General features: G+C 72.9%; 21 protein-coding genes and 1 pseudogene. 10 read left to right on the top strand and 12 right to left on the bottom strand.

Annotated elements, in window-relative coordinates; translation table 11 throughout:
* Window positions 1–31: 31 nt before the first annotated feature.
* The 4 genes from ABZ128_RS00740 to ABZ128_RS00725 form a co-directional block, all read right to left on the bottom strand.
* Window positions 32–1,147: a GGDEF domain-containing protein gene (locus ABZ128_RS00740; RefSeq protein WP_356845229.1), complete on the bottom strand. Its 1,116-nt coding sequence runs from the start codon at window positions 1,145–1,147 to the stop codon at window positions 32–34.
* A 103-nt stretch (window positions 1,148–1,250) separates the two neighbouring features.
* Window positions 1,251–2,045, bottom strand: coding sequence for an enoyl-CoA hydratase-related protein (locus ABZ128_RS00735; protein ID WP_356845227.1), 795 nt, complete (start codon window positions 2,043–2,045; stop codon window positions 1,251–1,253).
* Between the two features lie 23 nt (window positions 2,046–2,068).
* Entirely contained in the window at window positions 2,069–3,223 is a 1,155-nt protein-coding gene (locus ABZ128_RS00730) for an adenylate/guanylate cyclase domain-containing protein (protein WP_356845226.1), read from the bottom strand.
* A gap of 233 nt (window positions 3,224–3,456) precedes the next feature.
* Complete coding sequence (locus ABZ128_RS00725) at window positions 3,457–4,335, bottom strand: biotin--[acetyl-CoA-carboxylase] ligase (protein WP_356845224.1); 879 nt, start codon at window positions 4,333–4,335, stop codon at window positions 3,457–3,459.
* A gap of 131 nt (window positions 4,336–4,466) precedes the next feature.
* On the opposite strand from ABZ128_RS00725, the gene ABZ128_RS00720 reads away from it, so the two are divergent.
* The 4 genes from ABZ128_RS00720 (at window position 4,467) to ABZ128_RS00705 (ending at window position 7,213) form a co-directional block, all read left to right on the top strand.
* Window positions 4,467–6,062 (top strand): acyl-CoA carboxylase subunit beta, encoded by a 1,596-nt coding sequence (locus ABZ128_RS00720; protein ID WP_356845222.1) that lies wholly within the window; start codon window positions 4,467–4,469, stop codon window positions 6,060–6,062.
* Between the two features lie 12 nt (window positions 6,063–6,074).
* Window positions 6,075–6,284, top strand: coding sequence for an acyl-CoA carboxylase epsilon subunit (locus tag ABZ128_RS00715; RefSeq protein ID WP_356845221.1), 210 nt, complete (start codon window positions 6,075–6,077; stop codon window positions 6,282–6,284).
* A gap of 92 nt (window positions 6,285–6,376) precedes the next feature.
* Window positions 6,377–6,508, top strand: coding sequence for a hypothetical protein (locus ABZ128_RS00710; RefSeq protein ID WP_356845219.1), 132 nt, complete (start codon window positions 6,377–6,379; stop codon window positions 6,506–6,508).
* Window positions 6,509–6,601: 93 nt separating this feature from the next.
* Window positions 6,602–7,213, top strand: a complete 612-nt coding sequence (locus ABZ128_RS00705) for a nucleoside triphosphate pyrophosphatase (protein ID WP_356845217.1) — start codon at window positions 6,602–6,604, stop codon at window positions 7,211–7,213.
* Here ABZ128_RS00705 and ABZ128_RS00700 read toward each other — a convergent pair.
* Window positions 7,194–7,631 carry a hypothetical protein gene (locus tag ABZ128_RS00700; protein ID WP_356845215.1) on the bottom strand — a complete coding sequence of 146 codons (438 nt, stop codon included), beginning with the start codon at window positions 7,629–7,631 and terminating at the stop codon, window positions 7,194–7,196. The two genes, ABZ128_RS00705 and ABZ128_RS00700, sit on opposite strands and share 20 nt — an antisense overlap.
* A gap of 390 nt (window positions 7,632–8,021) precedes the next feature.
* On the opposite strand from ABZ128_RS00700, the gene ABZ128_RS00695 reads away from it, so the two are divergent.
* The gene (locus tag ABZ128_RS00695; RefSeq protein ID WP_356845213.1) at window positions 8,022–9,785 is read left to right on the top strand and encodes a biotin carboxylase N-terminal domain-containing protein; all 1,764 of its coding nucleotides are present in this window, start codon (window positions 8,022–8,024) and stop codon (window positions 9,783–9,785) included.
* Window positions 9,786–10,121: 336 nt separating this feature from the next.
* Here the strand turns inward: ABZ128_RS00695 and ABZ128_RS00690 are convergent, their stop codons facing one another.
* Together ABZ128_RS00690 and ABZ128_RS00685 are read right to left on the bottom strand one after the other, a co-directional pair.
* The gene (locus ABZ128_RS00690; RefSeq protein ID WP_356845212.1) at window positions 10,122–11,072 is read right to left on the bottom strand and encodes a DeoR/GlpR family DNA-binding transcription regulator; all 951 of its coding nucleotides are present in this window, start codon (window positions 11,070–11,072) and stop codon (window positions 10,122–10,124) included.
* A 175-nt stretch (window positions 11,073–11,247) separates the two neighbouring features.
* The gene (locus tag ABZ128_RS00685; protein ID WP_356845210.1) at window positions 11,248–12,687 is read right to left on the bottom strand and encodes an NAD(P)H-quinone dehydrogenase; all 1,440 of its coding nucleotides are present in this window, start codon (window positions 12,685–12,687) and stop codon (window positions 11,248–11,250) included.
* A gap of 198 nt (window positions 12,688–12,885) precedes the next feature.
* On the opposite strand from ABZ128_RS00685, the gene ABZ128_RS00680 reads away from it, so the two are divergent.
* The 3 genes from ABZ128_RS00680 to ABZ128_RS00670 all read left to right on the top strand — a co-directional run bounded on the left by ABZ128_RS00680 (window position 12,886) and on the right by ABZ128_RS00670 (window position 15,995).
* Complete coding sequence (locus ABZ128_RS00680) at window positions 12,886–13,323, top strand: gamma-glutamylcyclotransferase (protein ID WP_356845208.1); 438 nt, start codon at window positions 12,886–12,888, stop codon at window positions 13,321–13,323.
* Window positions 13,324–13,503: 180 nt separating this feature from the next.
* Window positions 13,504–14,310, top strand: a complete 807-nt coding sequence (locus ABZ128_RS00675) for a purine-nucleoside phosphorylase (RefSeq protein ID WP_356845206.1) — start codon at window positions 13,504–13,506, stop codon at window positions 14,308–14,310.
* Between the two features lie 38 nt (window positions 14,311–14,348).
* Window positions 14,349–15,995: a phospho-sugar mutase gene (locus ABZ128_RS00670; protein WP_356845457.1), complete on the top strand. Its 1,647-nt coding sequence runs from the start codon at window positions 14,349–14,351 to the stop codon at window positions 15,993–15,995.
* Between the two features lie 1,257 nt (window positions 15,996–17,252).
* On the opposite strand, the gene ABZ128_RS00665 is transcribed toward ABZ128_RS00670, so the two are convergent.
* From ABZ128_RS00665 to afsQ1, 3 genes are read right to left on the bottom strand one after another with little or no spacing between them, the layout of a single operon-like run.
* On the bottom strand, window positions 17,253–17,882 hold the full coding sequence (locus tag ABZ128_RS00665) for a hypothetical protein (RefSeq protein ID WP_356845205.1): 630 nt from the start codon (window positions 17,880–17,882) through the stop codon (window positions 17,253–17,255).
* The gene (locus ABZ128_RS00660) at window positions 17,863–19,356 is read right to left on the bottom strand and encodes a HAMP domain-containing sensor histidine kinase (protein WP_356845204.1); all 1,494 of its coding nucleotides are present in this window, start codon (window positions 19,354–19,356) and stop codon (window positions 17,863–17,865) included. The genes ABZ128_RS00665 and ABZ128_RS00660 overlap by 20 nt, the downstream gene beginning before the upstream one ends.
* Entirely contained in the window at window positions 19,353–20,030 is a 678-nt protein-coding gene (gene afsQ1 / locus ABZ128_RS00655) for a two-component system response regulator AfsQ1 (protein ID WP_180291024.1), read from the bottom strand. The genes ABZ128_RS00660 and afsQ1 overlap by 4 nt, the downstream gene beginning before the upstream one ends.
* 184 nt (window positions 20,031–20,214) lie before the next feature.
* Between afsQ1 and ABZ128_RS00650 the strand changes: the two genes are divergently transcribed.
* Window positions 20,215–20,916, top strand: coding sequence for a SigE family RNA polymerase sigma factor (locus tag ABZ128_RS00650; RefSeq protein ID WP_356845202.1), 702 nt, complete (start codon window positions 20,215–20,217; stop codon window positions 20,914–20,916).
* A 169-nt stretch (window positions 20,917–21,085) separates the two neighbouring features.
* Here ABZ128_RS00650 and ABZ128_RS00645 read toward each other — a convergent pair whose 3' ends face one another.
* Together ABZ128_RS00645 and ABZ128_RS00640 are read right to left on the bottom strand one after the other, a co-directional pair.
* Window positions 21,086–21,718 carry an ATP-binding protein gene (locus ABZ128_RS00645; RefSeq protein WP_356845200.1) on the bottom strand — a complete coding sequence of 211 codons (633 nt, stop codon included), beginning with the start codon at window positions 21,716–21,718 and terminating at the stop codon, window positions 21,086–21,088.
* A 53-nt stretch (window positions 21,719–21,771) separates the two neighbouring features.
* Window positions 21,772–22,699, bottom strand: a pseudogene (locus ABZ128_RS00640) (transposase).
* 159 nt (window positions 22,700–22,858) lie between these two features.
* Between ABZ128_RS00640 and ABZ128_RS00635 the strand changes: the two are divergent.
* On the top strand, window positions 22,859–23,218 hold the full coding sequence (locus ABZ128_RS00635) for a hypothetical protein (RefSeq protein ID WP_356845198.1): 360 nt from the start codon (window positions 22,859–22,861) through the stop codon (window positions 23,216–23,218).
* Window positions 23,219–23,261 lie beyond the last annotated feature (43 nt).

Here is a 23,261-nt window from a genome sequence, read left to right as displayed (position 1 = left end):
TTACGCCTTCGCGCTCCGACCCGGGCATCCGCTACGCCCGCCCCCGGAAGCGCCGCCGCTCCCCGGGCGCCTCCTGCTGGGCGGCATCGGCCAGCCGGACCACGGCGGTGTCCCGCCCGGCGACGACGGGCCCCGGCGAACGGGCGGCCTTCGCCTTGTACTGGGCGGCGTCGGCCAGCCGGAACAGCCGCCGCGAGGAGGTCACCGGCCCGATCGGGTCCCCCGTCGAGGCCACCCCGCAGGCGACGCCCTCCCCGAGCTCCAGCCCGGCGGCCCGCAGGCAGAGCTCATCGGCCACCCGGACCACCTCGTCGGCCTCGGGCCCCGCGCTCACCAGGCAGAACTCGTCACCGCCGAGGCGGGCCACGAGCGCGCCGGGCAGCATGGCCCCGCAGAGGCTGAGCACCGACCCGAACCGCTCCAGCAGCCGGTCGCCCATGGCGTGCCCGAGGGTGTCGTTGACCTTCTTCAGCCCGTTCAGGTCGCACACCACGAGGCTCACCGCGATCCCGGTGCGCCGGTGCTCCTCCAGGGCCTCGTCGAGCCGCATGTCCACCGCCCGGCGGTTGGCGAGCCCGGTCAGCGGATCGGTGAAGGCGAGCCGCCGGGCCTCCTCCAGCCGGTCGCTCTGGGCCAACCCGGCGGCCACGACCGCGGCGAGGACGGTCGCGAACTCGGCGTCGTCCTCGTCGAAGTCGGGCAGCCCCTCGTCCCGGGCCACGTACAGCTCGCCCCAGGCCCGCCCGCTGAGCACGATCGGCGCGACCACGCAGCTGCCGCGGCCCCGCCGGCACAGGGCCTCACCGCGCCGGCCCGGGCGGCCGGCGCCGGCGTTCTCGACCCAGGCGTGGGGACCGCCGCCGCCGGCCCACCGCTCGTGCAGGAACTCGGTGATCTCCGGGAAGTCGTGGACGGGGTACGACTCGTCCTCGGGGAACTCCTCCTCCCCCGGCCGCCGCCCGCCCTCGTTGACGAGGACCCGCAGCCGGCCCCGCTCCCGCTCCCAGGCGGAGATCGCGGCGAAGGACCCGTCCATCGCCAGGCGCGCACCCCGGGCGGCCGCCCGCACGCTGTCCCGCGGCGCGCACGCGGCGGCCATGGCCTGCGCAAGGCCCACGACGGCTCGCAGCCGCCCGTCGACTCCCATCACCCCAGCCTAGGGACATATGTCCGGTTCGGTGACGCCCGACTGCGGCATCAGGGGTGTCCGGCTCCCGCCGCCCACGGGAGCCGCCCGGCGGTGGTCCGGGCTACACCCCGGGCCAGTTCGGCTTGCGCTTCTCGTTGAAGGCGGCCACGCCCTCCGCCCGGTCCCCCGAGAAGGCCACCGTCCGCCACGCCGCGTCCTCGATCTCCAGGCCGGCCGCCAGGTCCATCCCGTGCCCCAGCCGCAGCGCCCGCTTGGCGGCCCGCAGCCCGACCGGCGAGTTGGCCGCCATCCGCGCGGCCAGCGCCAGCGCCTCGTCGCGGTCCTGCCCGGCCGGCACCACCGAGTCGACCAGGCCGAGGGACAGGGCCTCCGCCGCCTCCACCCGCCGGGCCGTGAAGATCAGCTCGGCCGCGCGGGCCGCGCCCACCCGCCGCGGCAGCAGCTGCGTGCCGCCGCCGCCCGGGATCACGCCCACCGACACCTCGGGCAGGCCCACCACCGCCGTCTCGTCGGCCACGATCACGTCGCAGGCCAGGGCCAGCTCGAAGCCGCCGCCCAGCGCGAAGCCGTGCACCGCCGCGATCGTCGGCACGGGCAGCTCCAGGACGCCGCCGTACGCCCCCCGCGTCGTCGGCCGCTGGCGGACCAGCTCGGCGTCCGAGAGGGAGTTGCGCTCCTTGAGGTCGGCCCCGACGCAGAAGGCCCGCTCGGCGGTGGAGGACAGCACCACCACCCGTACCGACGGGTCCGCCGACAGCTCCGCGCAGGCGGCGCCGATGGCCCGCGCCATGTCCGTCGACACCGCGTTCATGGCCTTCGGCCGGTCCAGGACCAGCTCCACGACCCCGTCGTCGCCATGCCGACGTACGCTGACGAACTCCGACTCCACCGACACTGGACCCTCCCGGTTAACGAACGTTATCCCGGGATCTTAGGCTTCCGCCGCGTCAGCGACCAGGGCTCCACGACCCCCAGGCCACGCACCGGCCGCTGCCACATCGGCTGGAGCGCGAAGCGGTACGCACCGCCGCCCTCCTCGGCCTCGGCCTCCTTCTCCGAGACCGGCGCGGCGCCCGTACGGCCGAGTTCCTCCGCCATCGCCCCGTCCACCAGCACCGCGTCCTTCGGCGCTATCGAGGTCAGCCGGCTCGCCAGGTTCACCGTGGTCCCGAAGACATCGCCCATCCGGGTCGTCACGGTCCCGAACGCTATCCCGACCCGCAGCTCCGGCATCTGCGGATCGGCCTCCATCGTCTCGATCAGCCGCAGCGCGATCTCCGCCGCCGTGGCCGCGTCGTCGGCGGCGTACAGGACCTCGTCGCCGAGCGTCTTGATCAGCCGCCCGCCGTGCGCGGCCACCAGGTCGGCCGAGGTGGTCTCGAAGGACTCGACGAGCTCACCGAGCTCCTCCTCCTCCAGCCGCCGCGTCAGCCGGGTGAAGCCCACCAGGTCCGCGAAACCCACCGCGAGCCGCCGGTCGACCATCTCCTCGTCGTCGGCGACCTGCACCACCCGGCCGGTGGCCGCCGCCAGCTGCCGGCGCCACACGTAGACGAGGAACTCCTCCAGCTCCGGCAGCAGCAGCTCGACCAGCGGGTACGTGACCTCCGTACGGGTCATCCCCGGCTCCGGCGGCTCCGTCAGCCCCTCCAGGAAGGAGTCGATCTGCCATTCGGCCAGCCGGGCGGTGGTCTGCCCCGTGGAACGCGCCACCTGTACCGCCATCGGCTCGCTCAGCAGCCCCGCCTCCACCAGGCCGGCGAGCCGGCGCAGCGCCAGTACGTCCGCCTCGGTGAGGGCCTTGGCCTGGCCGATGTCCGCGAAGCCCATGGCCCGCCAGAAGCGCGAGGCGAGCTCCATCGACACCCCGGCGCTGCGGGCCGCCTGGAACGGGGTGTACCGGCGCTCGGCACCCAGGATCAGCTGCTCCAGCCGGATGGCGAGCGGGTCCGCCGTCGGCTGGACGGTGTGGTCGACCTCGTGGAGAGGGGTGTGCTGGTCGCGCCCGATGGGAGTGCCCGGGCCGGGAGACCCGGAGGGGGACGCGCCGGACGTAGGGTCGTCGACGGTCAAGGGCCGCCTCCTGTCCATTCCGTGCGCACTGCCCTGCCGAACCGGGTGATCACCGCGAGCACCGGGATCGCCTAAACCATACGGCAGGTGTGCCGTAGCTCACTCCTTCTGTCCGGGGCTCGCTCGCCTCCGGGGCGCTCGGGCCCGCGTGCACGGGCGCGCCCCCTCGGCTCACTGCCCGTGCGGGCTTCACCACGGGGAAGCCCGCCGCGCGGCAGTGGAACGGGAGGCGGCTAGTGCACCGAGCGCAGGTGGACCACGTCGCCCGCGCCCACCGCCTCGTGGGCGTCCTCGGCGGTGCGGATGACCAGGCGGCCGTCCGTGTCGACCGCTTCGGCCGTCCCGGTGAGGGTGCGGCCCCCGGGCAGCTCGGCCCGGACGTGGCGGCCGAGGGTGGCGCAGTGCGTCGCGTACGCCTCCTGCAGGCCGCTGGCGGCCGGGTCGCCGCCCGCGGCCCGCCAGTCCCCGTACCACTGCTCCAGGGAGCGCAGCACGGCCTTCAGCAGCGGCTCCCGGTCCGTCACCGCCGCCTTGGCCAGCAGCAGGGACCCGGCCTCCGGCACCGGCAGCTCCTCCGCGGTCAGGGACACGTTCAGCCCGATGCCGAGGACCACGCCGTCGGCCACCCGCTCCGCGAGGATGCCGCCCGTCTTGCGCTCGGCGCCCCCGACGCTGACCAGCAGGTCGTTGGGCCATTTGAGGGCGGTGTCCACCCCGGCGCCCCGGGACAGCCCGGTGGTGACGGCCACGCCGGCCAGCAGGGTCAGCCAGCCCCACCGCTCCTGCGGGACGGTGCCGCCCGGCTTCAGCAGCACGGAGAAGAACAGCCCGGACCGCGGCGGGGCGACCCAGCTGCGGTCGAGGCGCCCGCGCCCGGCGGTCTGCTCCTCGGCGACGAGCACGGCCCCCTCGGGGAGCTCCCCGGCCCGGGCGGCGAGATCGGTGTTGGTGGACCCGGTGGCGGTGACCACCTCCACGGAGGACCACAGCCCTTCCCCGGTGACCAGGGACCGCTGCAGGGCGGCGGCGTTCAGCGGCGGCCGTTCCAGGCTCGACCAGCGGTCCGCGGAGGGTCCGGGGGCAGCTGCTCCTGATGCATCTGATGGCGTCATGCAACCCAGATTAGGTGTGTCAAACGCCGCACTGCCGAGCGCCATGCCCGCCGATACGCTACGCACCAGTAGCCAGCAGTAGTCAATCAATTGACCTGGCAGTTGACACCACACAGGGAGCCGCGACCCCGATGTCACAACCCTCAGAGCCGATCGACATGCACACGACCGCGGGCAAGATCGCGGACCTGCAGCGCCGCATCGACGAAGCCACCCACGCCGGGTCCGCGCGGGCGGTGGAGAAGCAGCACGCCAAGGGGAAGCTGACGGCGCGTGAGCGGGTCGCCCTGCTGTTGGACGAGGGCTCGTTCGTCGAGCTCGACGAGTTCGCCCGGCACCGGTCGACCAACTTCGGGCTGGAGAAGACCCGCCCCTACGGCGACGGCGTCGTCACCGGCTACGGCACGGTGGACGGCCGTCCGGTGGCCGTGTTCTCGCAGGACTTCACCGTCTTCGGCGGCGCCCTGGGCGAGGTCTACGGCCAGAAGATCATGAAGGTCATGGACTTCGCGCTGAAGACCGGCTGCCCGCTCGTCGGCATCAACGACTCCGGCGGCGCCCGCATCCAGGAGGGCGTCAGCGCGCTGGGCATGTACGGCGAGATCTTCCGCCGGAACGTGCACGCCTCCGGGGTGATCCCGCAGATCAGCCTGATCGTCGGCCCCTGCGCCGGCGGCGCCGTGTACTCCCCCGCCATCACCGACTTCACCGTGATGGTCGACCAGACCTCGCACATGTTCATCACCGGTCCGGACGTCATCAAGACGGTCACCGGCGAGGACGTGGGCTTCGAGGAGCTGGGCGGCGCCCGCACCCACAACTCCACCTCGGGCGTGGCCCACCACATGGCCGGGGACGAGAAGGACGCCATCGAGTACGTCAAGTCCCTGCTGGCGTACCTGCCGTCGAACAACCTCTCCGAGCCGCCCGCCTTCCCGGAGGAGGCGGACACCGAGGTCTCCGACGCCGACCGCGAGCTCGACGTACTGATCCCGGACAGCGCGAACCAGCCGTACGACATGCACACCGTGATCGAGCACGTGCTCGACGACGGGGAGTTCCTGGAGACGCAGTCGCTGTTCGCACCGAACATCCTCACCGGCTTCGGCCGGGTCGAGGGCCACCCCGTGGGCATCGTCGCCAACCAGCCGATGCAGTTCGCCGGCTGCCTGGACATCAACGCCTCGGAGAAGGCGGCGCGCTTCGTGCGGACCTGCGACGCCTTCAACGTCCCGGTGCTCACGTTCGTGGACGTACCGGGCTTCCTGCCGGGCACCGACCAGGAGTACAACGGAATCATCCGGCGCGGCGCCAAGCTGATCTACGCCTACGCCGAGGCCACCGTCCCCCTGATCACCGTCATCACCCGCAAGGCCTTCGGCGGCGCGTACGACGTCATGGGCTCCAAGCACCTCGGCGCGGACCTGAACCTGGCCTGGCCGACCGCGCAGATCGCCGTCATGGGCGCCCAGGGCGCGGTGAACATCCTGCACCGCCGCGCCATCGCGGAGGCGGAGGAGGCGGGCAACGCCGAGGAGACCCGGGCGCGGCTCATCGCCGAGTACGAGGACACCCTCCTCAACCCGTACACGGCCGCCGAGCGCGGCTACATCGACGCGGTGGCCATGCCGTCCGAGACACGGGCGCACGTGGTCAAGGGGCTGCGTCAGCTGCGCACCAAGCGGGAGTCCCTGCCCCCGAAGAAGCACGGCAACATCCCCCTCTAGGAGGTCAGTCCTGTGGTGATCAAGGTCGTCAAGGGGAACCCGACCCCCGAGGAGCTGGCCGCCGCACTGGCGGTGGTCCAAGCGCGCGCGGCGGCGCTGGCCTCGGCGCCGCCGGACGCGCAGCGGGTGGCGGACGCGTGGGCGGCGCCGTCCCGGGTCGCGCGGCGCACGCTGCCGCAGCCGGGGCCGCGGGCGTGGGCCCGTACGTACTGGCCCGGCTAGACGGCCCGGGCGCAAAGATGGCGTGAACCGGGGGTGGCGCCTGAGTACCCGTACTCAGGCGCCACTGCGGTGCCCGGGGCCAGGATCGGGGCATGCTCTGGTCAGACCCGAAGAACGAGCCGCCCGAGGACATGCGCGACGCGCAGGCGATGCTCCGGCGGATGACCGTGGTGGTCGCCCTCGCGATGCTGGTGGTCGTGTACGTCCTGGGCGTGGGCTTCTAGCGGACGTCCGGGGCGTGCGGCGGCGCGGGCCGGGCCGCGGGCCGGGCGTCCGGCCGTGCCGCGGGGTGCGGGGCCGCGCCTACGATGGCGGACATGACTGCCGAACCCCGCGCCCGCGCCCTGGTGCTCGCCTCTGCCTCCCCCGCCCGGCTGAACCTGCTCCGGCAGGCCGGGCTCGCTCCGCACGTGATCGTCAGCCACTTCGACGAGGACGCGCTCAGCGCGGAGACGCCTGCCGAACTGGCCCTGGCCCTCGCCGAGGCCAAGGCCGACGTGGTGGCGGCCCAGGACGAGGCGGCGGGGGCCCTCGTGATCGGCTGCGACTCGGTGCTGGAGCTGGACGGCGAGGCGCTGGGCAAGCCGGCGGACGCCGAGGAGGCGACCGCCCGCTGGAAGGCCATGCGCGGGCGGGCCGGGGTGCTGCGCACCGGGCACTGCGTGATCGACACGGCGACCGGGCGCCAGGTCTCGGCCACGGCCTCCACGACGGTCCGCTTCGGCGAGCCGACGGACGCGGAGGTGGCCGCGTACGTGGCGAGCGGCGAGCCGCTGCACGTGGCGGGGGCGTTCACCCTGGACGGGCTGTCGGCACCCTTCATCGAGGGCATCGACGGCGATCACGGCAACGTCATCGGGCTGTCGATGCCGCTGCTGCGCTCCCTGCTGGGGGAACTGGGCGTGTCCATCACGGACTTGTGGGCCTGAGCTCCTGGAGATCCGCCTCAGGGCCGCTCTGGGCCGCGTAGAGCGTCAGGGTCAGCACGAGCAGGCACAGGATCAGCATCATCGCCGCGAAGGCGCCCCAGCCGACCAGGCCGACGGCGAGGGCGCCGAGCAGCCCGTGCGTGACGGCGGCGGTGATGAGGACGATGCGGGCGAAGCGGCCCGGGGCCCGGTCGCGCAGGGCGGCGTGGGCCAGGAGCGCGGAGCACAGCAGGAGGAAGGCGCCGATGCCGGCCCCCATGGCGTACGTTGTTGCGGACATGACATCGGGGTCCATGCCGGCGACGGACATCGACTGGTTCTGCGTGGTCCGGCCGAGGACGATGTGGACGAAGACGAGCAGCACGGCCTCCGCCGCGATCACGAGCGCCGCCGCGGCGGCCACGAGTCTGCGCAGCACGACACTCCCCACCCCGCACACCACCCCTCACAAGCACAAGCCTGTTCGACGCCTGGAGGCTACTAACGGGTAAACGTGCGGACAAGGGGTCGGGCCGCATCGTTACGGGGACACGCCGAGCGGAAGGCGATCAAGCAAAGAAAACATGGGCCGTTCGTAGGGACTCGACAAAGAATCACCCGGGGCGGCTGACCCGGCGGACAGAGACCTCGTATGTCTCACGGGGTTACTGTGCAGTCGGGGATCCCCCTGACCTGGGGCACCACAAGGCCTTTCCGGCTCAAGGTGGACTCGAATCACACTCCGTGTGGGCAAGGTCACCTCTGGATAAGGGTCGAAAGGCCGTGTGGGCTGTCCCTAAACTCAGCTTGTTTCAAGGAGGGAGCCATCGTGCGCAAGGTGCTCATCGCCAACCGTGGCGAAATCGCTGTCCGCGTTGCTCGGGCCTGCCGGGATGCCGGAATCGCAAGCGTAGCCGTCTACGCCGATCCGGACCGGGACGCTCTGCATGTCCGCGCGGCCGACGAAGCTTTCGCGTTGGGCGGTGACACCCCGGCCGCCAGCTACCTGGACATCTCCAAGGTCCTGCAGGCCGCCGCCGACTCCGGCGCGGACGCCATCCACCCCGGATACGGCTTCCTCTCCGAGAACGCCGACTTCGCGCAGGCCGTCATCGACGCGGGCCTGACCTGGATCGGCCCGCCGCCGCAGGCCATCCGGGACCTCGGCGACAAGGTCGCCGCCCGGCACATCGCGCAGCGCGCCGGCGCCCCGCTGGTCGCCGGTACGCCGGACCCGGTCTCGGGGGCCGAGGAGGTCGTCGCCTTCGCCAAGGAGCACGGCCTGCCGATCGCGATCAAGGCCGCCTTCGGCGGTGGCGGCCGCGGCCTGAAGGTCGCCCGCACCCTGGAGGAGGTGCCGGAGCTCTACGACTCCGCCGTGCGCGAGGCCGTCGCCGCCTTCGGGCGCGGCGAGTGCTTCGTCGAGCGCTACCTCGACAAGCCGCGCCACGTCGAGACCCAGTGCCTGGCCGACACCCACGGCAACGTGGTCGTCGTGTCCACCCGTGACTGCTCGCTCCAGCGCCGCCACCAGAAGCTGGTGGAGGAGGCGCCCGCGCCGTTCCTCTCCGAGGCGCAGAACGCGGAGCTGTACGCCGCCTCGAAGGCGATCCTGAAGGAGGCCGGCTACGTCGGCGCCGGCACGGTCGAGTTCCTGGTCGGCACCGACGGGACGATCTCCTTCCTGGAGGTCAACACCCGTCTCCAGGTCGAGCACCCGGTCACCGAAGAGGTCACCGGCATCGACCTGGTGCGCGAGATGTTCCGCATCGCCGACGGCGAGGAGCTCGGCTACGGCGACCCGGCGATGCGGGGTCACTCGTTCGAGTTCCGCATCAACGGCGAGGACCCGGGCCGCAACTTCCTCCCGGCCCCCGGCACGGTGACGAAGTTCGCCCCGCCGAGCGGCCCGGGCGTCCGCCTGGACGCGGGCGTCGAGTCCGGCTCGGTCATCGGCCCGGCCTGGGACTCGCTCCTGGCCAAGCTGATCGTCACCGGCGCCACCCGCGAGCAGGCGCTGCAGCGCGCGGCGCGCGCGCTCGCCGAGTTCGAGGTCGAGGGCATGGCCACGGCCATCCCGTTCCACCGCGCGGTGGTGACCGACCCGGCGTTCGCCCCCACGGACGGCACCCCGTTCACGGTCCACACCCGCTGGATCGAGACGGAGTTCGTCAACGAGATCCCCGCCTTCTCGGCCCCCGCGGCCGAGGACGTCGACGAGGAGCCGGGCCGCGAGACGGTGGTCGTCGAGGTCGGCGGCAAGCGCCTGGAGGTCTCCCTCCCGTCCTCGCTGGGCATGACCCTGGCCCGCACGGCGGCGGCGGGCGGCGCGAAGCCGAAGCGCCGCGCGGCGAAGAAGTCCGGCCCGGCCGCCTCCGGCGACACCCTGGCGTCCCCGATGCAGGGCACGATCGTCAAGGTCGCGGTCGAGGAGGGCCAGCAGGTCAACGAGGGCGACCTGGTCGTCGTCCTGGAGGCCATGAAGATGGAACAGCCCCTGAACGCCCACCGCACGGGCACGATCGTGGGCCTGACGGCGGAGGTCGGCGCGAGCCTCACGTCGGGCGCGACGATCTGCGAGATCAAGGACTGACCCCCGCCCCACCTCCGAGGCCCGGGCCCCCCGAGGGGGGTTCCGGGCCTCGCCCGTTCCGGACGGGGCACGCACCCGGCCCCGCACAACGGGCCGTCGGGCCCTCGGCATGCCGGGCACAACGGGCAGCCGCCGAACAGGCGAACCAGGACACACGCCGGCTGCCGGACAGCCGGGCGTACCGGTCGAGCCGGGCACAACAGACCGGCCGGACAACACGCCGGGCCACCAAGCCGCGCACGCCAGGCCACCAGGCAGCCAGGCACCACCCGGCAACCGGCCCGGCCACCCCCCAGGCCGGAGGTCAGGTCAAGCCGCCCCCGCCCCCGCCCCGCCTCAGCGGCGTCGGAGGTCGGCCACTCGGGGGCGGTCCGTGGGGGGCTGGTCCAGCATGGTGGCGGGGGCGCTGCGGAGTTGCGCCGTCGGGCCGCCGCGGCGTTGCACCGGCAGCGGTGACTCGCGGCGTGGGCGGCGTCCGACCATGCCGTCACCGCCGCCGGAGGCCACCGCCCCCGCCACCGTGATCTGCACGCCCTGGTCCGCCAGCGCCTGGAGCTCCGTCGCGGCCCGGTCGTCGTGCGCCGGCGGCTCGTCCGTGACCAGCCGCGTCATCACGTCCGTCGGCACGGTCTGGAACATGGTGTCGGTGCCGAGCTTCGTGTGGTCGGCCAGGACCACCACCTCGGCCGCCGCCTGGACCAGCGCGCGGTCCACGCTCGCGGACAGCATGTTGGACGTGGACAGCCCGCGCTCGGCGGTCAGACCGCTCCCCGAGAGGAAGGCCCGCGAGACCCGCAGCCCCTGGAGGGACTGCTCGGCTCCGCTGCCGACCAGCGCGTAGTTGGAGCCCCGCAGGGTCCCGCCGGTCATGACGACCTCCACCCGGTTGGCGTGGGCCAGTGCCTGCGCGACCAGGAGGGAGTTGGTGACGACGGTCAGTCCGGGCACCCGGGCGAGCCGACGGGCCAGCTCCTGGGTCGTGGTGCCCGCGCCGACGACGACGGCCTCGCCTTCTTCGACGAGGCCGGCCGCGACATCGGCGATGGCGGTCTTCTCCGCCGTCGCGAGATGGGACTTTTGCGGAAACCCGGACTCCCGCGTGAAACCGCCCGGCAAGACCGCACCGCCGTGCCGGCGGTCGAGGAGTCCTTCTGCCTCCAGTGCCCGCACGTCCCGCCGTACGGTCACTTCGGAGGTCTGGACGACGCGGGCGAGCTCCCGGAGCGACACCGCTCCGTTGGCCCGCACCATTTCGAGAATCAATTGGCGACGTTCTGCAGCGAACACGAAACTGACAGTAACCCGGGCGACCGTCTGCTTTCAGCTCCTTGCACCGGAATACCGAAGTTGTCCATAAGGCGGGGTGAGTAGTGGTATACGCGGCCCGTCGGTCAGGTGAACACCGGCCCCCGCACCCCGCACCCCGCCCCAACTCCCATGTGGGAGGCGGGCGTTGCCGCCCTTACGCCTCGACGCCCGCCTTCCGCGTGTGCAACTGCCGTGCCACCTCGGCGATCGAACCGGACAGCGAGGGGTACACGGTGAACGCGTTTGCGATCTGCTCGACCGTCAGGTTGTTGTCAACGGCGATCGAGATGGGGTGGATGAGCTCGCTGGCGCGCGGCGACACGACCACGCCGCCCACCACGATGCCCGTGCCCGGACGGCAGAACAGCTTCACGAAGCCGTCCCGGATGCCCTGCATCTTGGCCCGCGGGTTGCGCAGCAGCGGGAGCTTCACCACCCGGGCGTCGATCTTGCCCGCGTCCACGTCGGCCTGCGTGTAGCCGACGGTGGCGATCTCGGGGTCGGTGAAGACGTTCGACGAGACCGTCTTCAGGTTCAGCGGGGCCACCGCGTCGCCGAGGAAGTGGTACATCGCGATGCGGCCCTGCATGGCGGCGACGGACGCGAGCGCGAAGACCCCGGTGACGTCGCCGGCCGCGTACACGCCCGGCGCCGACGTACGGGAGACCTTGTCGGTCCAGATGTGGCCGGAGTCCTTCAGGCGGACCCCGGACTCCTCCAGGTTCATGCCCTGGGTGTTGGGCACCGCGCCGACCGCCATCAGGCAGTGCGTGCCGCCGATGACCCGGCCGTCGGAGAGGGTGACCTCGACCCGGTCGCCCACCCGCTTGGCGGACTCGGCGCGGGAGCGCCCGATCACGTTCATGCCGCGGCGGCGGAAGACGTCCTCCAGGACGGCGGCGGCGTCCGGGTCCTCACCGGGCAGCACGCGGTCGCGGGAGGACACCAGCGTGACCCGGGACCCGAGCGCCTGGTAGGCGCCCGCGAACTCGGCACCGGTGACACCGGAGCCGACCACGATCAGCTCCTCGGGGAGCTCCTCCAGGTCGTAGACCTGCGTCCAGTTCAGGATGCGCTCCCCGTCGGGCATCGCGTCCGGGATCTCGCGCGGGTGGCCGCCGGTCGCGATCAGCACGGCGTCGGCGGTGAGGATGGTCTCGGTGCCGTCGGCGGCGGTGACGATGACGTCGCGCGTGCCGTCGATGCCCTGCGGGCCGCCGAGCTTGCCGCGGCCGCGCACGACGCGCGCACCGGCCCGCGTGACGGAGGCGGTGATGTCGTGCGACTGGGCGAGCGCGAGGCGCTTGACGCGCCGGTTGACCTTGCCGAGGTCGACGCCCACGACCCGCGCGGCCTGCTCCAGGGGCGGGGTGTCGTCGGCGACGACGATGCCGAGCTCCTCGTACGACGAGTCGAAGGTCGTCATGACCTCGGCGGTCGCGATGAGTGTCTTGGAGGGTACGCAGTCGGTGAGGACCGAGGCGCCACCGAGGCCGTCGCAGTCGACGAGAGTCACCTCCGCGCCGAGCTGGGCCCCTACCAGGGCCGCCTCATACCCGCCGGGTCCGCCGCCGATGATCACGATCCGGGTCACGAAAACTCCGCCTCACGTCTACCCGGCCGGCTGCCGCCCCGGCCGGGGCTTCCGGGGGGTCTCCCCGGGGGATGCATTCCGTGCTCCATTGTCCCGCACGCTTCAAGGTGCTTCTCCCCCGGTCCGGCCCGCCGTACTTCATCCGGGGGGACCCCCGGGGCACGCCGCCATCGCCGCCCCTCCCGTACCCTCGACCTCATGTCGCTCTACGCCGCGTACGCCGGCAACCTCGACCCGCGGCTGATGACGCGCCGCGCCCCGCATTCGCCGCTGCGCGGAACGGGCTGGATCAACGACTGGCGGCTGACCTTCGGCGGCGAGCAGATGGGCTGGGAGGGCGCCCTCGCGACGGTCGTCGAGGCCCCGCGCCACCAGGTCTTCGTCGCCCTGTACGACATCGCGCCGCTGGACGAGGACTCCATGGACCGGTGGGAGGGCGTCGGCCTCGACATCTACCGCCGGATGCGGATCCGCGTGCACACCCTCGACGGCGAAGAGGCCGCGTGGTGCTACGTGCTGAACGGCTACGAGGGCGGCCTGCCCTCGGCGCGCTACCTCGGCGAGATCGCGGACGCGGCCGAGTCGGCGGGCGCCCCGCACGACTACGTGATGGAGCTCCGCAAGCGCCCCTGCTGAGGTCCTCGCCGAGGGCTTCACCGAAGGCACACCGGAGGCCCGTCGGAGGCTTCGCCGCGCTCGCGCGAGGCGCCCCACCGCCCATCGGGGACGTTTCGGCGGAAACGACAAGGCAACGATCCGAACACCGTGAGCTGCGCCATCTACGCGCGTAGGCTCAGAGCGGTTACGCTCGTCAGCGTGAACGCATCTGTTACCGACCCCTTCGCCGACGCCGCCGCCGCGGCCGCCCGCCTGCGTGAGCTGACCGGCGCCGAGACCCACGATGTCGCCCTCGTCATGGGCTCCGGCTGGGCCCCTGCCGCAGAGGCGCTCGGCGCCCCCGAGGCCGAGTTCCCCGTGACCGAGCTGCCCGGCTTCCCGCCCCCCGCCGTCGAGGGCCACGGCGGCAAGATCCGCTCGTACAAGATCGGCGACAAGCGCGCGCTGCTCTTCCTCGGCCGGACCCACTACTACGAGGGCCGCGGCGTCGCCGCCGTCGCCCACGGTGTGCGGACCGCCGTCGCCGCCGGCTGCAAGACCGTCGTGCTGACCAACGGCTGCGGCGGTCTGCGCGAGGGCATGAAGCCCGGCCAGCCGGTCCTGATCAGCGACCACCTGAACCTGACGGCCGCCTCGCCGATCATCGGCGCGAACTTCGTGGACCTGACGGACCTGTACTCGCCGAAGCTCCGCGCCATGTGCAAGGAGATCGACCCCACCCTCGAAGAGGGCGTGTACGTGCAGTTCCCCGGCCCGCACTACGAGACCCCGGCCGAGATCAACATGATCCGCGTCATGGGCGCCGACCTGGTCGGCATGTCCACCGTGCTGGAGGCCATCGCCGCCCGCGAGGCCGGCGCCGAGGTGCTCGGCATCTCCCTGGTCACCAACCTCGCGGCGGGTCTGTCCGGCGAGCCGCTGAACCACGAAGAGGTGCTGCAGGCCGGCCGCGACTCGGCCGCCCGCATGGGCACGCTGCTGACCCAGGTTCTCGCCCGTATCTGAGCGACCGTACGAGAGGTAAGGCGGAAGTAGTGCAGGAAGTGCAGGACGACCTGATCGCACGGGCCCAGGCCTGGCTGGCCGAGGACCCCGACCCGGAGACGGCGCAGGAGCTGGCCGCGCTGATCGAGGCCGGTGACACGGCCGCCCTCGCGGACCGCTTCTCCGGCACCCTCCAGTTCGGCACCGCCGGACTGCGGGGCGAGATCGGCGCGGGTCCGATGCGGATGAACCGCTCGGTGGTCATCCGTGCCGCGGCGGGCCTCGCGGCCTACCTGAAGGCCCAGGGCCACGCCGGCGGCCTGGTCGTCGTCGGCTACGACGCGCGGTACAAGTCGGCGGACTTCGCCCGCGACACCGCCGCCGTGATGACCGGCGCCGGGCTCCGTGCGGCCGTCCTGCCCCGGCCCCTGCCGACGCCCGTCCTCGCGTACGCCATACGGCACCTGGGAGCCGTCGCCGGCGTCGAGGTGACCGCGAGCCACAACCCCCCGCGGGACAACGGCTACAAGGTCTACCTCGGCGACGGCTCGCAGATCGTGTCCCCCGCGGACGTGGAGATCGCGGCCGAGATCGCCCGCGTGAGCACCCTCGCGTCGGTGCCGCGGCCGGAGTCCGGCTGGGAGCAGCTCGGCGACGAGGTCCTGGAGGCCTACCTGGCCCGTACGGACGCCGTGCTGACCCCCGGCTCCGCCCGGGGCGTGCGGACCGTCTACACGGCCATGCACGGCGTCGGCAAGGACGTCGTCCTGGCGGCCTTCGCCCGGCACGGCTTCCCGGAGCCGGTGCTGGTCGCCGAGCAGGCCGAGCCGGACCCGGCCTTCCCGACGGTGGCCTTCCCGAACCCGGAGGAGCCGGGTGCGATGGACCTGGCCTTCGCCAAGGCCGCCGAGGTTGGCCCGGACGTCGTGATCGCGAACGACCCGGACGCGGACCGCTGCGCGGTGGCCGTACCCGACGCGGCGGCGGGCGGCTGGCGGATGCTGCGGGGCGACGAGGTCGGCGCGCTGCTGGCGGCCCACCTGGTGCACAAGGGCGCGCGGGGCGTCTTCGCCGAGTCCATCGTCTCGTCCTCCCTCCTGGGCCGGATCGCGCAGGCCGCGGGCCTCGGGTACGAGGAGACCCTCACCGGCTTCAAGTGGATCGCCCGGGTGGAGGGCCTGCGCTACGGCTACGAGGAGGCGCTCGGCTACTGCGTGGACCCGGAGGGCGTCCGGGACAAGGACGGCATCACCGCGGCCCTGCTGGTGGCGGAGCTGGCGTCGGAGCTCAAGGAGCAGGGCCGGACCCTGACCGACCTGCTGGACGACCTGGCGATCGAGCACGGCCTGCACGCCACGGACCAGCTGTCGGTGCGCGTCTCGGACCTGTCGGTCATCGCCTCGGCGATGGCGCAGCTGCGGGCGCAGCCGCCGGTGGCGCTGGCGGGCCTGCGGGTGTCCTCGGCGGAGGACCTGACGCGGGGGACGCCGTCCCTGCCGCCGACGGACGGCCTGCGGTACTACCTGGAGGGCGACTACGCGGCCCGCGTGATCGTGCGGCCGTCGGGTACGGAGCCGAAGCTGAAGTGCTACCTGGAGGTCGTGGTGCCGGTCGCGGACGCCCCTGACCTGGCGGCGGCCCGCACCCGCGGCCAGGAGGTCCTGGACGCGATCAAGAAGGACCTCGCGGCGGCAGCCGGCATCTGACCCTCCGTCCGGCACGGCCCCGACGCCGCCGCTTCCCCTCCTGCGCACCGGGCTCCGTCCGCCGGGTGCGCAAGGCCGGAGCCCGGGCTCCGGCCCCACGGCCCCCCGAGACCCGTCTCGGGGGGCCGCTGCCATCTCCGGCGAGCAGAGGGGGCCAAGCCACTACCCCGGGGGGCGGAGAAGGCGGGACGGCACCCCCCACGCCCCTGACCCGGCCCGGACCGGCCCCGGAAACGGGAGCCGACCGACCAGTGGACGGAACCTGCGAAAAGAGGGGGCCAACCACCACCCCAGGGCGGCGCAACAGGCAGGACAGCACCCCCACGCCCCCCGACCCGGACCGGCCCCGGAAGCGGGAACCGGCCGGTCAGTGGTCGGAACCTGCGAAAAGAGGGGACCAACCACCACCCGAGGGCGGCCAGCAGGCAGGCGGCACCCCCATGCCCCCGGCCCGGACCGGCCCCGGAAACGGGAGCCGACCCATCAGTGGTCGGAACCTGCGACAAGAGGGGCACCACCGGCGGCGTTGACAGACAGCAACCCCCACGCACCCGCACCGACGCACGGGCCCCCTCTCCTCGCAGGTTCCCACCCCCGACCCACCCCGACCCCGCATCCGGGGCCGGTCCCGGTCACCGGCTGGTGCCCCTGGCCCCCGCCTACGCGCCCACCACCCCCGCCCCCGGGGGCCAATCCGCACAGACGGCCGAGTCGGGACGTACCGCCCCCAGGGCCCGGCCGCGCCGACAGCAGGGCAGCACAAACGGGCCCCCGGCCCGGACCGGCCCCGGAAACGGGAGCCGACCGGTCAGTGGTCGGAACCTGCGAAAAGAGGGGGCCAGCCACCACCCGAGGGCGGCCAGCAGCCAGGCGGCACCCCCATGCCCCCCCGGCCCGGACCGGCCCCGGAAACGGGAGCCGACCGACCAGTGGTCGGAACCTGCGACAAGAGGGGCACCACCGGCGGCGTTGAAAGACAGCACCCCCCACGCACCCGCACCGGCGCACGGGCCCCCTCTCCTCGCAGGTTCCCACCCCCGGCCCACCCCCACCCCGCATCCGGGGCCGGTCCGGGTCACCGGCTGGTGCCCCTGGCCCCGCCTACGCCCGCACACCCCCGCCCCCGGGAGGGGAAAGCCGACGGGGACGCCGGCAGGAGGGCCTCAGGGACGGACCGTGTGGGCGGCGCGTACGGACCCGTGTGGGCGGCGCGTACGGACCCGTGTAGGCGGCGCCTACCGACGTGTGGGCGGCGCGTCAGGAAGGGGACGCCGAGGGGAGCACCACGTCGCCCAGCGTGGCGACCGATTCCGGGCGGGAGCGGACCGCTTCGGTGCACTCCCACGCCCGCGGCGGATCCGCGTCCGGGCCGCCCAGCACGACCGGCCCCGGCCCCGCCGAGACGGCCTCGCTCTCCGCCAGCGTGCACACGATCTGCGACAACGCCACCGGCGGCAGGTCCTCCGGTTTGCGGCTGAGCCGGATGGTGCCCGCCGGGTCACCGGTCCGCGCCGGGGCGACCGCCAGGCCGTCCGGCACCCCGGTCGAGAAGCCGGCGTCCCGCTCCTCCGCCGACGGCTCCCGCTCCAGCGCCTCCAGCAGCGCCTGGGCCGCCAGCGACGCCGGATCCTTGGTGGGCTTCTTCTCCGGTATCGGCACCACGCGCTCGACGCCCACCAGCTGCGAGCCGCACACCAGTTCAACCGTCGCCCGGAAGCCCTGGACGCCGTTCTGCTCGACCGGGACGTCGCACGACACCCGTGACGGCGCCGCGCCGACGTCCACCGGCACCGTCGTCGCCCGGATCCCGCAGCCCGACGTCACAGCGGACGTCAGCAACACCACCAGCACCGCGCCAGGCAGGGCCTTACGCGTCCGTGCCCGCATCACCGGCGATCACCTTCCCCACGTCCACCGGCAGCCGCAGCGTGAACAGCGCGCCGCCCTCCGCAGCATTGGCGGCGGTGATGTCCCCGCCGTGGATGTGCGCGTTCTCCATGGCGATCGACAGGCCGAGCCCGCTGCCGTCCGACTTCGGCCGGGAGGCGCTGGCCTTGTAGAACCGGTCGAAGACGTGCGGCAGCACCTCCTGCGGGATACCCGGCCCGTTGTCCTTGACCGCGATCACCAGCCACTCGTCCTCCACCCGCACCGACACCCGCACCGGCGAGCCGCCGTGCTTGAGGGCGTTCCCGATCAGGTTGGCGAGGATGACGTCGAGCCGCCGCGGGTCGAGCCGCGCCACGATGCCCCGGTCGGCGTCCAGTTCGACCGCGTCGAGCCAGGCCCGCGCGTCGATGCACGCGGTCACCTGGTCGGCGACGTCCACGTCGTCCAGCACCAGCCGGGCCGTCCCCGCGTCGAAGCGGGTGACCTCCATCAGGTTCTCCACCAGGTCGTTGAGCCGCCGGGTCTCGCTGACCACCAGCCCGACCGCCGGTGCGATCATCGGATCGAGGTCCTCGACCTCCTCCTCCAGCACCTCGGCGACCGCCGTCAGCGCCGTCAGCGGCGTGCGCAGCTCGTGCGACATGTCGGCGACGAAGCGCCGGCTCGCCTCCTCGCGCGCACTCATGTCGGCGACCTTCTTCTCCAGCGCCTCGGCCGTCTTGTTGAACGTACGGGACAGGTCCGCGAGTTCGTCCGTCCCCGACACGTCCAGCCGGTGGTCCAGCTCGCCCTCGCCGAGCCGGCGCGCCGCGTCCCCCAGCCGCTGAACGGGCTTGAGCACGGTCCGCGCGGCGGCCTGCGCCAGCAGCGCCGAGCCGAGCAGGGCGAGCCCGGTGGCGATGGTCAGCGACCAGCCCAGCGCGTTGAGGTCGTCCCGCTCCTGGGCGAGGGACTTGTACATGTAGCCGGTCGGCCCGCCGCCCACGATGCGCGTGCCGCCCACCAGGTACGGGTTCCCGCGCGGCTTCGTGCGCTGCCAGTACATGTGGTACTCGGCGTCGTTCGCCGCCGTGGTCTTCTGCCGGTCGTTCACCGCGTGCTGGAGGGACTTCGGCACGTCGTCCAGCCCGAAGGAGTCGGGCCCGGCCGCACCGAACACCTGGCGGTGGTCCTTGCGCTCGTGCACCAGCAGCACGCTGTAGCCGGGGCTGCTGCCCGCCATCAGTTCGGCGGTGCGCTGCAGTTCCTCGGCCGTCGGGTCGGCGGGCAGCGCCGCGGCCCGGTTCTGCATCTCCTGGCGGAAGTCGCCGAGGGCCGCGTCCTGGGTACGGGTCAGCACGGCCTCGCGGTTGAGCCAGTACGCGATGCCGGAGGCGGAGACCGCGGCCGTCAGGGCGACGAGCGCGAACACGACGAGGAGGCGCAGCCGCAGGCTGGTCCAGCGCCGGCCCGCGAACGGGGGTGCGGTCACTGCGGTGAGTCCAGGCGGTAGCCGACTCCGCGGACGGTCCGGATCAGGGTGGGCGAGGAGGGCACTTCCTCCACCTTGGCCCGCAGCCGCTGGACGCAGGCGTCCACCAGCCGGGAGTCGCCGAGGTAGTCGTGCTCCCAGACGAGCCGCAGCAGCTGCTGGCGGGAGAGCGCCTGTCCGGGCCGGCGGCTGAGCTCCAGCAGCAGCCGCAGCTCCGTCGGGGTGAGCTGGAGGTCCTCGCCGTTCTTCGTCACGGTCATCGCCGCCCGGTCGATGACCAGGGACCCGAAGACCGCGGAGTCGCTGGCCTCCCGCTCGCCGCGGCGCAGCACGGCACGGATGCGGGCGTCGAGCACCCGGCCCTGGACGGGCTTGACGACGTAGTCGTCGGCGCCGGACTCCAGTCCGACGACGACATCGATGTCGTCGCTGCGGGCGGTGAGCAGGATGATCGGCAACTGGTCGGTGCGGCGGATCCGCCGGCACACCTCGAAGCCGTCGATCCCGGGCAGCATGACGTCGAGCACGATCAGGTCCGGCCGCTGCTCGCGCAGCAGTTTCAGGCCGTCCTCGCCCGTCGCCGCGGTGGCCACACGGTGGCCCTGGCGGGACAGGGAGAGTTCGAGGGCCGTGCGGATGGCGTCGTCGTCCTCGATCAGCAACAGGAAAGGCACGGGCTCATTCTGTCCCATCGGCCGTTGGGAGTTCGACCGTCGGGCGCGGTGGATGTCGCCACGGTCGCTGTGACAGGCCTGTGACAGTCGGCGGACACCCCGGTTAAGTCGGCCGGGCAGGCTTCTGTCAACGAAACAGGGACCCAGCAGGATCCGAAGCAGACTCCACGACGGGGGGCGCGAGATGAACACGCTGCACAGCACCAGCACCAGCGCGGTTGTCACGCGGCTGCACGATGTGAACCGCCGGGCGGGTGTCCGTACGGCGACGGTCGCCCGTCCGCGGCCGGCGCACACGGTGGCCATCGACGCGAACACGTACCGCACGCCCTCCTCGGCGCCGGCCCCGTCGCCCTCCTCCACCTCGGAGGCGGAGTTCACGGCCTACGTCCAGGAGCGCCGGGCGGCCCTCTACGCGACGGCCTTCCACCTGACCGGCGACCGCTACGAGGCCGAGGACCTGCTGCAGAGCGCGCTGTTCTCGACGTACCGGGCGTGGGACCGGATCAGCGACAAGGCGGCCGTCGGGGGGTACCTGCGGCGGACGATGACGAACCTGCACATCAGCGCGTGGCGCCGGCGCAAGCTGAACGAGTACCCGACGGAGGAGCTCCCGGAGACGGCCACCGACACGGACGCGATGCGGGGTACGGAACTGCGCGCGGTGCTGTGGCAGGCACTGGCCCGCATCCCGGAGCCGCAGCGCACGATGCTCGTGCTGCGCTACTACGAGGGCCGTACGGACCCGGAGATCGCGGAGATCCTGGGCATCAGCGTCGGCACGGTGAAGTCCAGCATCTGGCGTTCGCTGCGGCGCCTGCGGGACGACGAGGTGCTGAGCTTCGGCCGCGACGAGGCGGAGTCCTTCGAGGAGCTCGTCGCCTGACGGAGCCACAGGACGGGGCCGCGAGGCCCACACGGACCACTGGCCAGGGGGGCCGCCCTTCGGGGGTGGGGCGGGGGCCACGGGGGGAGAAGGCGGGATCGAGCGGCCGGGGGTCCGCACGGTCCCGCCTTTTCGTCATGCCCGGCGGCGAGGTCGCCGGCGTGCGCGGTTACGCGGGCGCCGCGGCGGCCCGGTGGCGGCCGGCTGCGGCGGCCGCCAGACGGCCCAGCGCCTCGTCCCGGCCGCAGGCGTACGCGCCGAGGGCGATGTGGCGGGCCACGATGCTCCGCTCGGCCCGCATCAGCCGGTAGCCCCGGCGCAGCAGGAAGAGCACCGACTTGCGGCCCTCGCGCAGATCGCGGGCGAGGCGGCGGCGGAAGGTGGTCGACGGGCGGCCCCGCAGGCAGATCGCGTCGGCCAGCAGCCCGAGCTCCTGGCAGCGGGCCGCGATGTCGGCCGCGAAGATGCCCTCCGCGATGAAGAGCGGGGTGCGGGCGATGTCCAGCGTCTCGGTGCCGGTGCGCGCGGAGGTGGCGATGTCGTACACCGGCACCTCGGTACGGCCCGCGCGGCACAGCTCCGCGACCGCCGCCACGGCGACGTCCGCGTCCCAGGACAGCGGGGAGTCCCAGTCGATGTCGGAGCTTCCCTCGACCACCGGCAGGGTCGGGTCGTCGCCCTCCTTGTAGAAGTCGTCCAGGCGCAGCACCGGAAGCCCGGAGCGGGCGGCGAGCGAGGACTTGCCGGACCCCGAGGGACCGGTCAGCAGGACGACACGCGTCGGCAGAGGAGAGGAACTCACGGGACACCAGTTTGAATCCTCCCCCGCGAAAAAACAAAAGGGGGATTTCTGACTCACGCAGCCTGACAGTCCAGCGGCCTGTCAGGTCTTCCGCGATCAACGCCAGCCGGGTCGAGACCTGCCCGGACGAGCATCACGTATGCGGAATTCTTGTCCCGGGGAGAGACCGCTCCGCATGCGGTGCAGGTGTAGGTACGTTCCGACAGCGGCAGTGCGTGCTTGGCTCTCGCTCCGCACCGCCCGCAGTCCATGGTCGTGTGCGCCGGGTGCACGAGGTGGAGTTCCCGGCCGTGTTTGCGCGCCATGCTGATCAGTTCGTGCTTGGTCGCCGAGACGGCGGCATCGGCCGCCTTGCGGGCCATGGCGGACCGGAAGAGGAACTTCGGCCGCCTCGACACCGATCACCGCGCCGGTCAGGGCCAGTGGCTCGGTATGCACCCTGACGACGAAGGAGGCGTGCCAATGACCGAGACAGTCCCGGTACACGCGGACGCTGGAGGGGCAGGCGGGCAGCTCACGCGACCACACGACCGTCACGACGATGCCACCCGCCAGATGCAGACGGCCGTCCGCCAGCCGGAATCCACGACGGGTGTAATGGAGCGTAGGGGCCGCCAGGCCTTTTCTCTTGAAACGCGGCAACCCGGCCCGTTGCCGGACGGGGAGTCCGGCTTTGACGTCCTTCACGGCCTTGGCGCGAGACTTGGCGAAGTCCCGGACCACCTGCTGCTGCGGCACGCTGGAGCCCTTGCGCAACCATTCCTCGCGGCCACGCGCCTCGGTGAGCATCTTGTCCAGCCGTGCCGGACCGCATTCTTCCCCAGCCTGACTCGCCTTTTTGGAGTGGGCGGCACATTCGTTCCAGATCCAGCGGCACCTGCCCCACTCGCCCAGGAGGGCATCGAGCGCGGCGGACGACACGCGGAGCCGGAAGGTGTACCGGGCGTAGCCGGGCCCCTCGATCGCAGCCGGTTCCGTCATGAAGCGAACGTAGCGGCGGGCCTCGGCTCTGCGTACCGGAAAGGCATCGGTGCCCACGAACGAGTGAGCTCGTCAGCGTTGTCCTACGGCGAGTTGGTGTCCAGCACTCCACGTCATTACGCTGCGTGCGCACGCGACTACGACCACAGGCGGGAAACCATGGCACGTCACGCAGCCCCCCAGCGCTCCACCGGCTCCACGCTGCGCACCGCAGGCCTCACCCTCTCGATGGCCGGCGCGGCCCTCGCGGTGGCCGCGGGCGGCGCACAGGCGGGGGAGCTCTCGGTGCCGGCGGCCCTGGCCGGGGTCACCGACCCGATCGCGAACCTCAAGGTGAACCCGCTGGCCCACACCGGCGTGGATCCGCTGGACAACGGCATCGGCGCCAAGGTCGCGGACTTCCCCGCGCTCGGCACCGGCATGGTCACCGGCACCCTGACCCAGGGCCCCTCGGTCGGCGAGCTGCCCCAGGCCGCGGCGTCCTCGCTGCTCGGGCCGCTGCTCCCGGGTACGAAGTAGCCGGCGGAGGGCCGGAACCCGGAAGAACGGACGGCCCCGGCAG

This window comes from Streptomyces sp. NPDC006326 (assembly GCF_040612915.1).
Taxonomy (GTDB): Bacteria; Actinomycetota; Actinomycetes; order Streptomycetales; family Streptomycetaceae; genus Streptomyces.
This window is presented reverse-complemented; position numbering and strand designations above follow the sequence as displayed.

Bases quoted from the DNA above. Each gene is read 5' to 3' on its own strand.
- ABZ128_RS00665 (WP_356845205.1), bottom strand. From the start codon at position 17,882: ATGCGGGCACGGACGCGTAAGGCCCTGCCTGGCGCGGTGCTGGTGGTG.
- ABZ128_RS00725 (WP_356845224.1), bottom strand. From the start codon at position 4,335: ATGACGCCATCAGATGCATCAGGAGCAGCTGCCCCCGGACCCTCCGCG.
- ABZ128_RS00650 (WP_356845202.1), top strand. From the start codon at position 20,215: ATGAACACGCTGCACAGCACCAGCACCAGCGCGGTTGTCACGCGGCTG.
- ABZ128_RS00710 (WP_356845219.1), top strand. From the start codon at position 6,377: ATGCTCTGGTCAGACCCGAAGAACGAGCCGCCCGAGGACATGCGCGAC.
- ABZ128_RS00680 (WP_356845208.1), top strand. From the start codon at position 12,886: ATGTCGCTCTACGCCGCGTACGCCGGCAACCTCGACCCGCGGCTGATG.
- ABZ128_RS00705 (WP_356845217.1), top strand. From the start codon at position 6,602: ATGACTGCCGAACCCCGCGCCCGCGCCCTGGTGCTCGCCTCTGCCTCC.
- ABZ128_RS00740 (WP_356845229.1), bottom strand. From the start codon at position 1,147: ATGGGAGTCGACGGGCGGCTGCGAGCCGTCGTGGGCCTTGCGCAGGCC.
- ABZ128_RS00635 (WP_356845198.1), top strand. From the start codon at position 22,859: ATGGCACGTCACGCAGCCCCCCAGCGCTCCACCGGCTCCACGCTGCGC.
- ABZ128_RS00720 (WP_356845222.1), top strand. From the start codon at position 4,467: ATGTCACAACCCTCAGAGCCGATCGACATGCACACGACCGCGGGCAAG.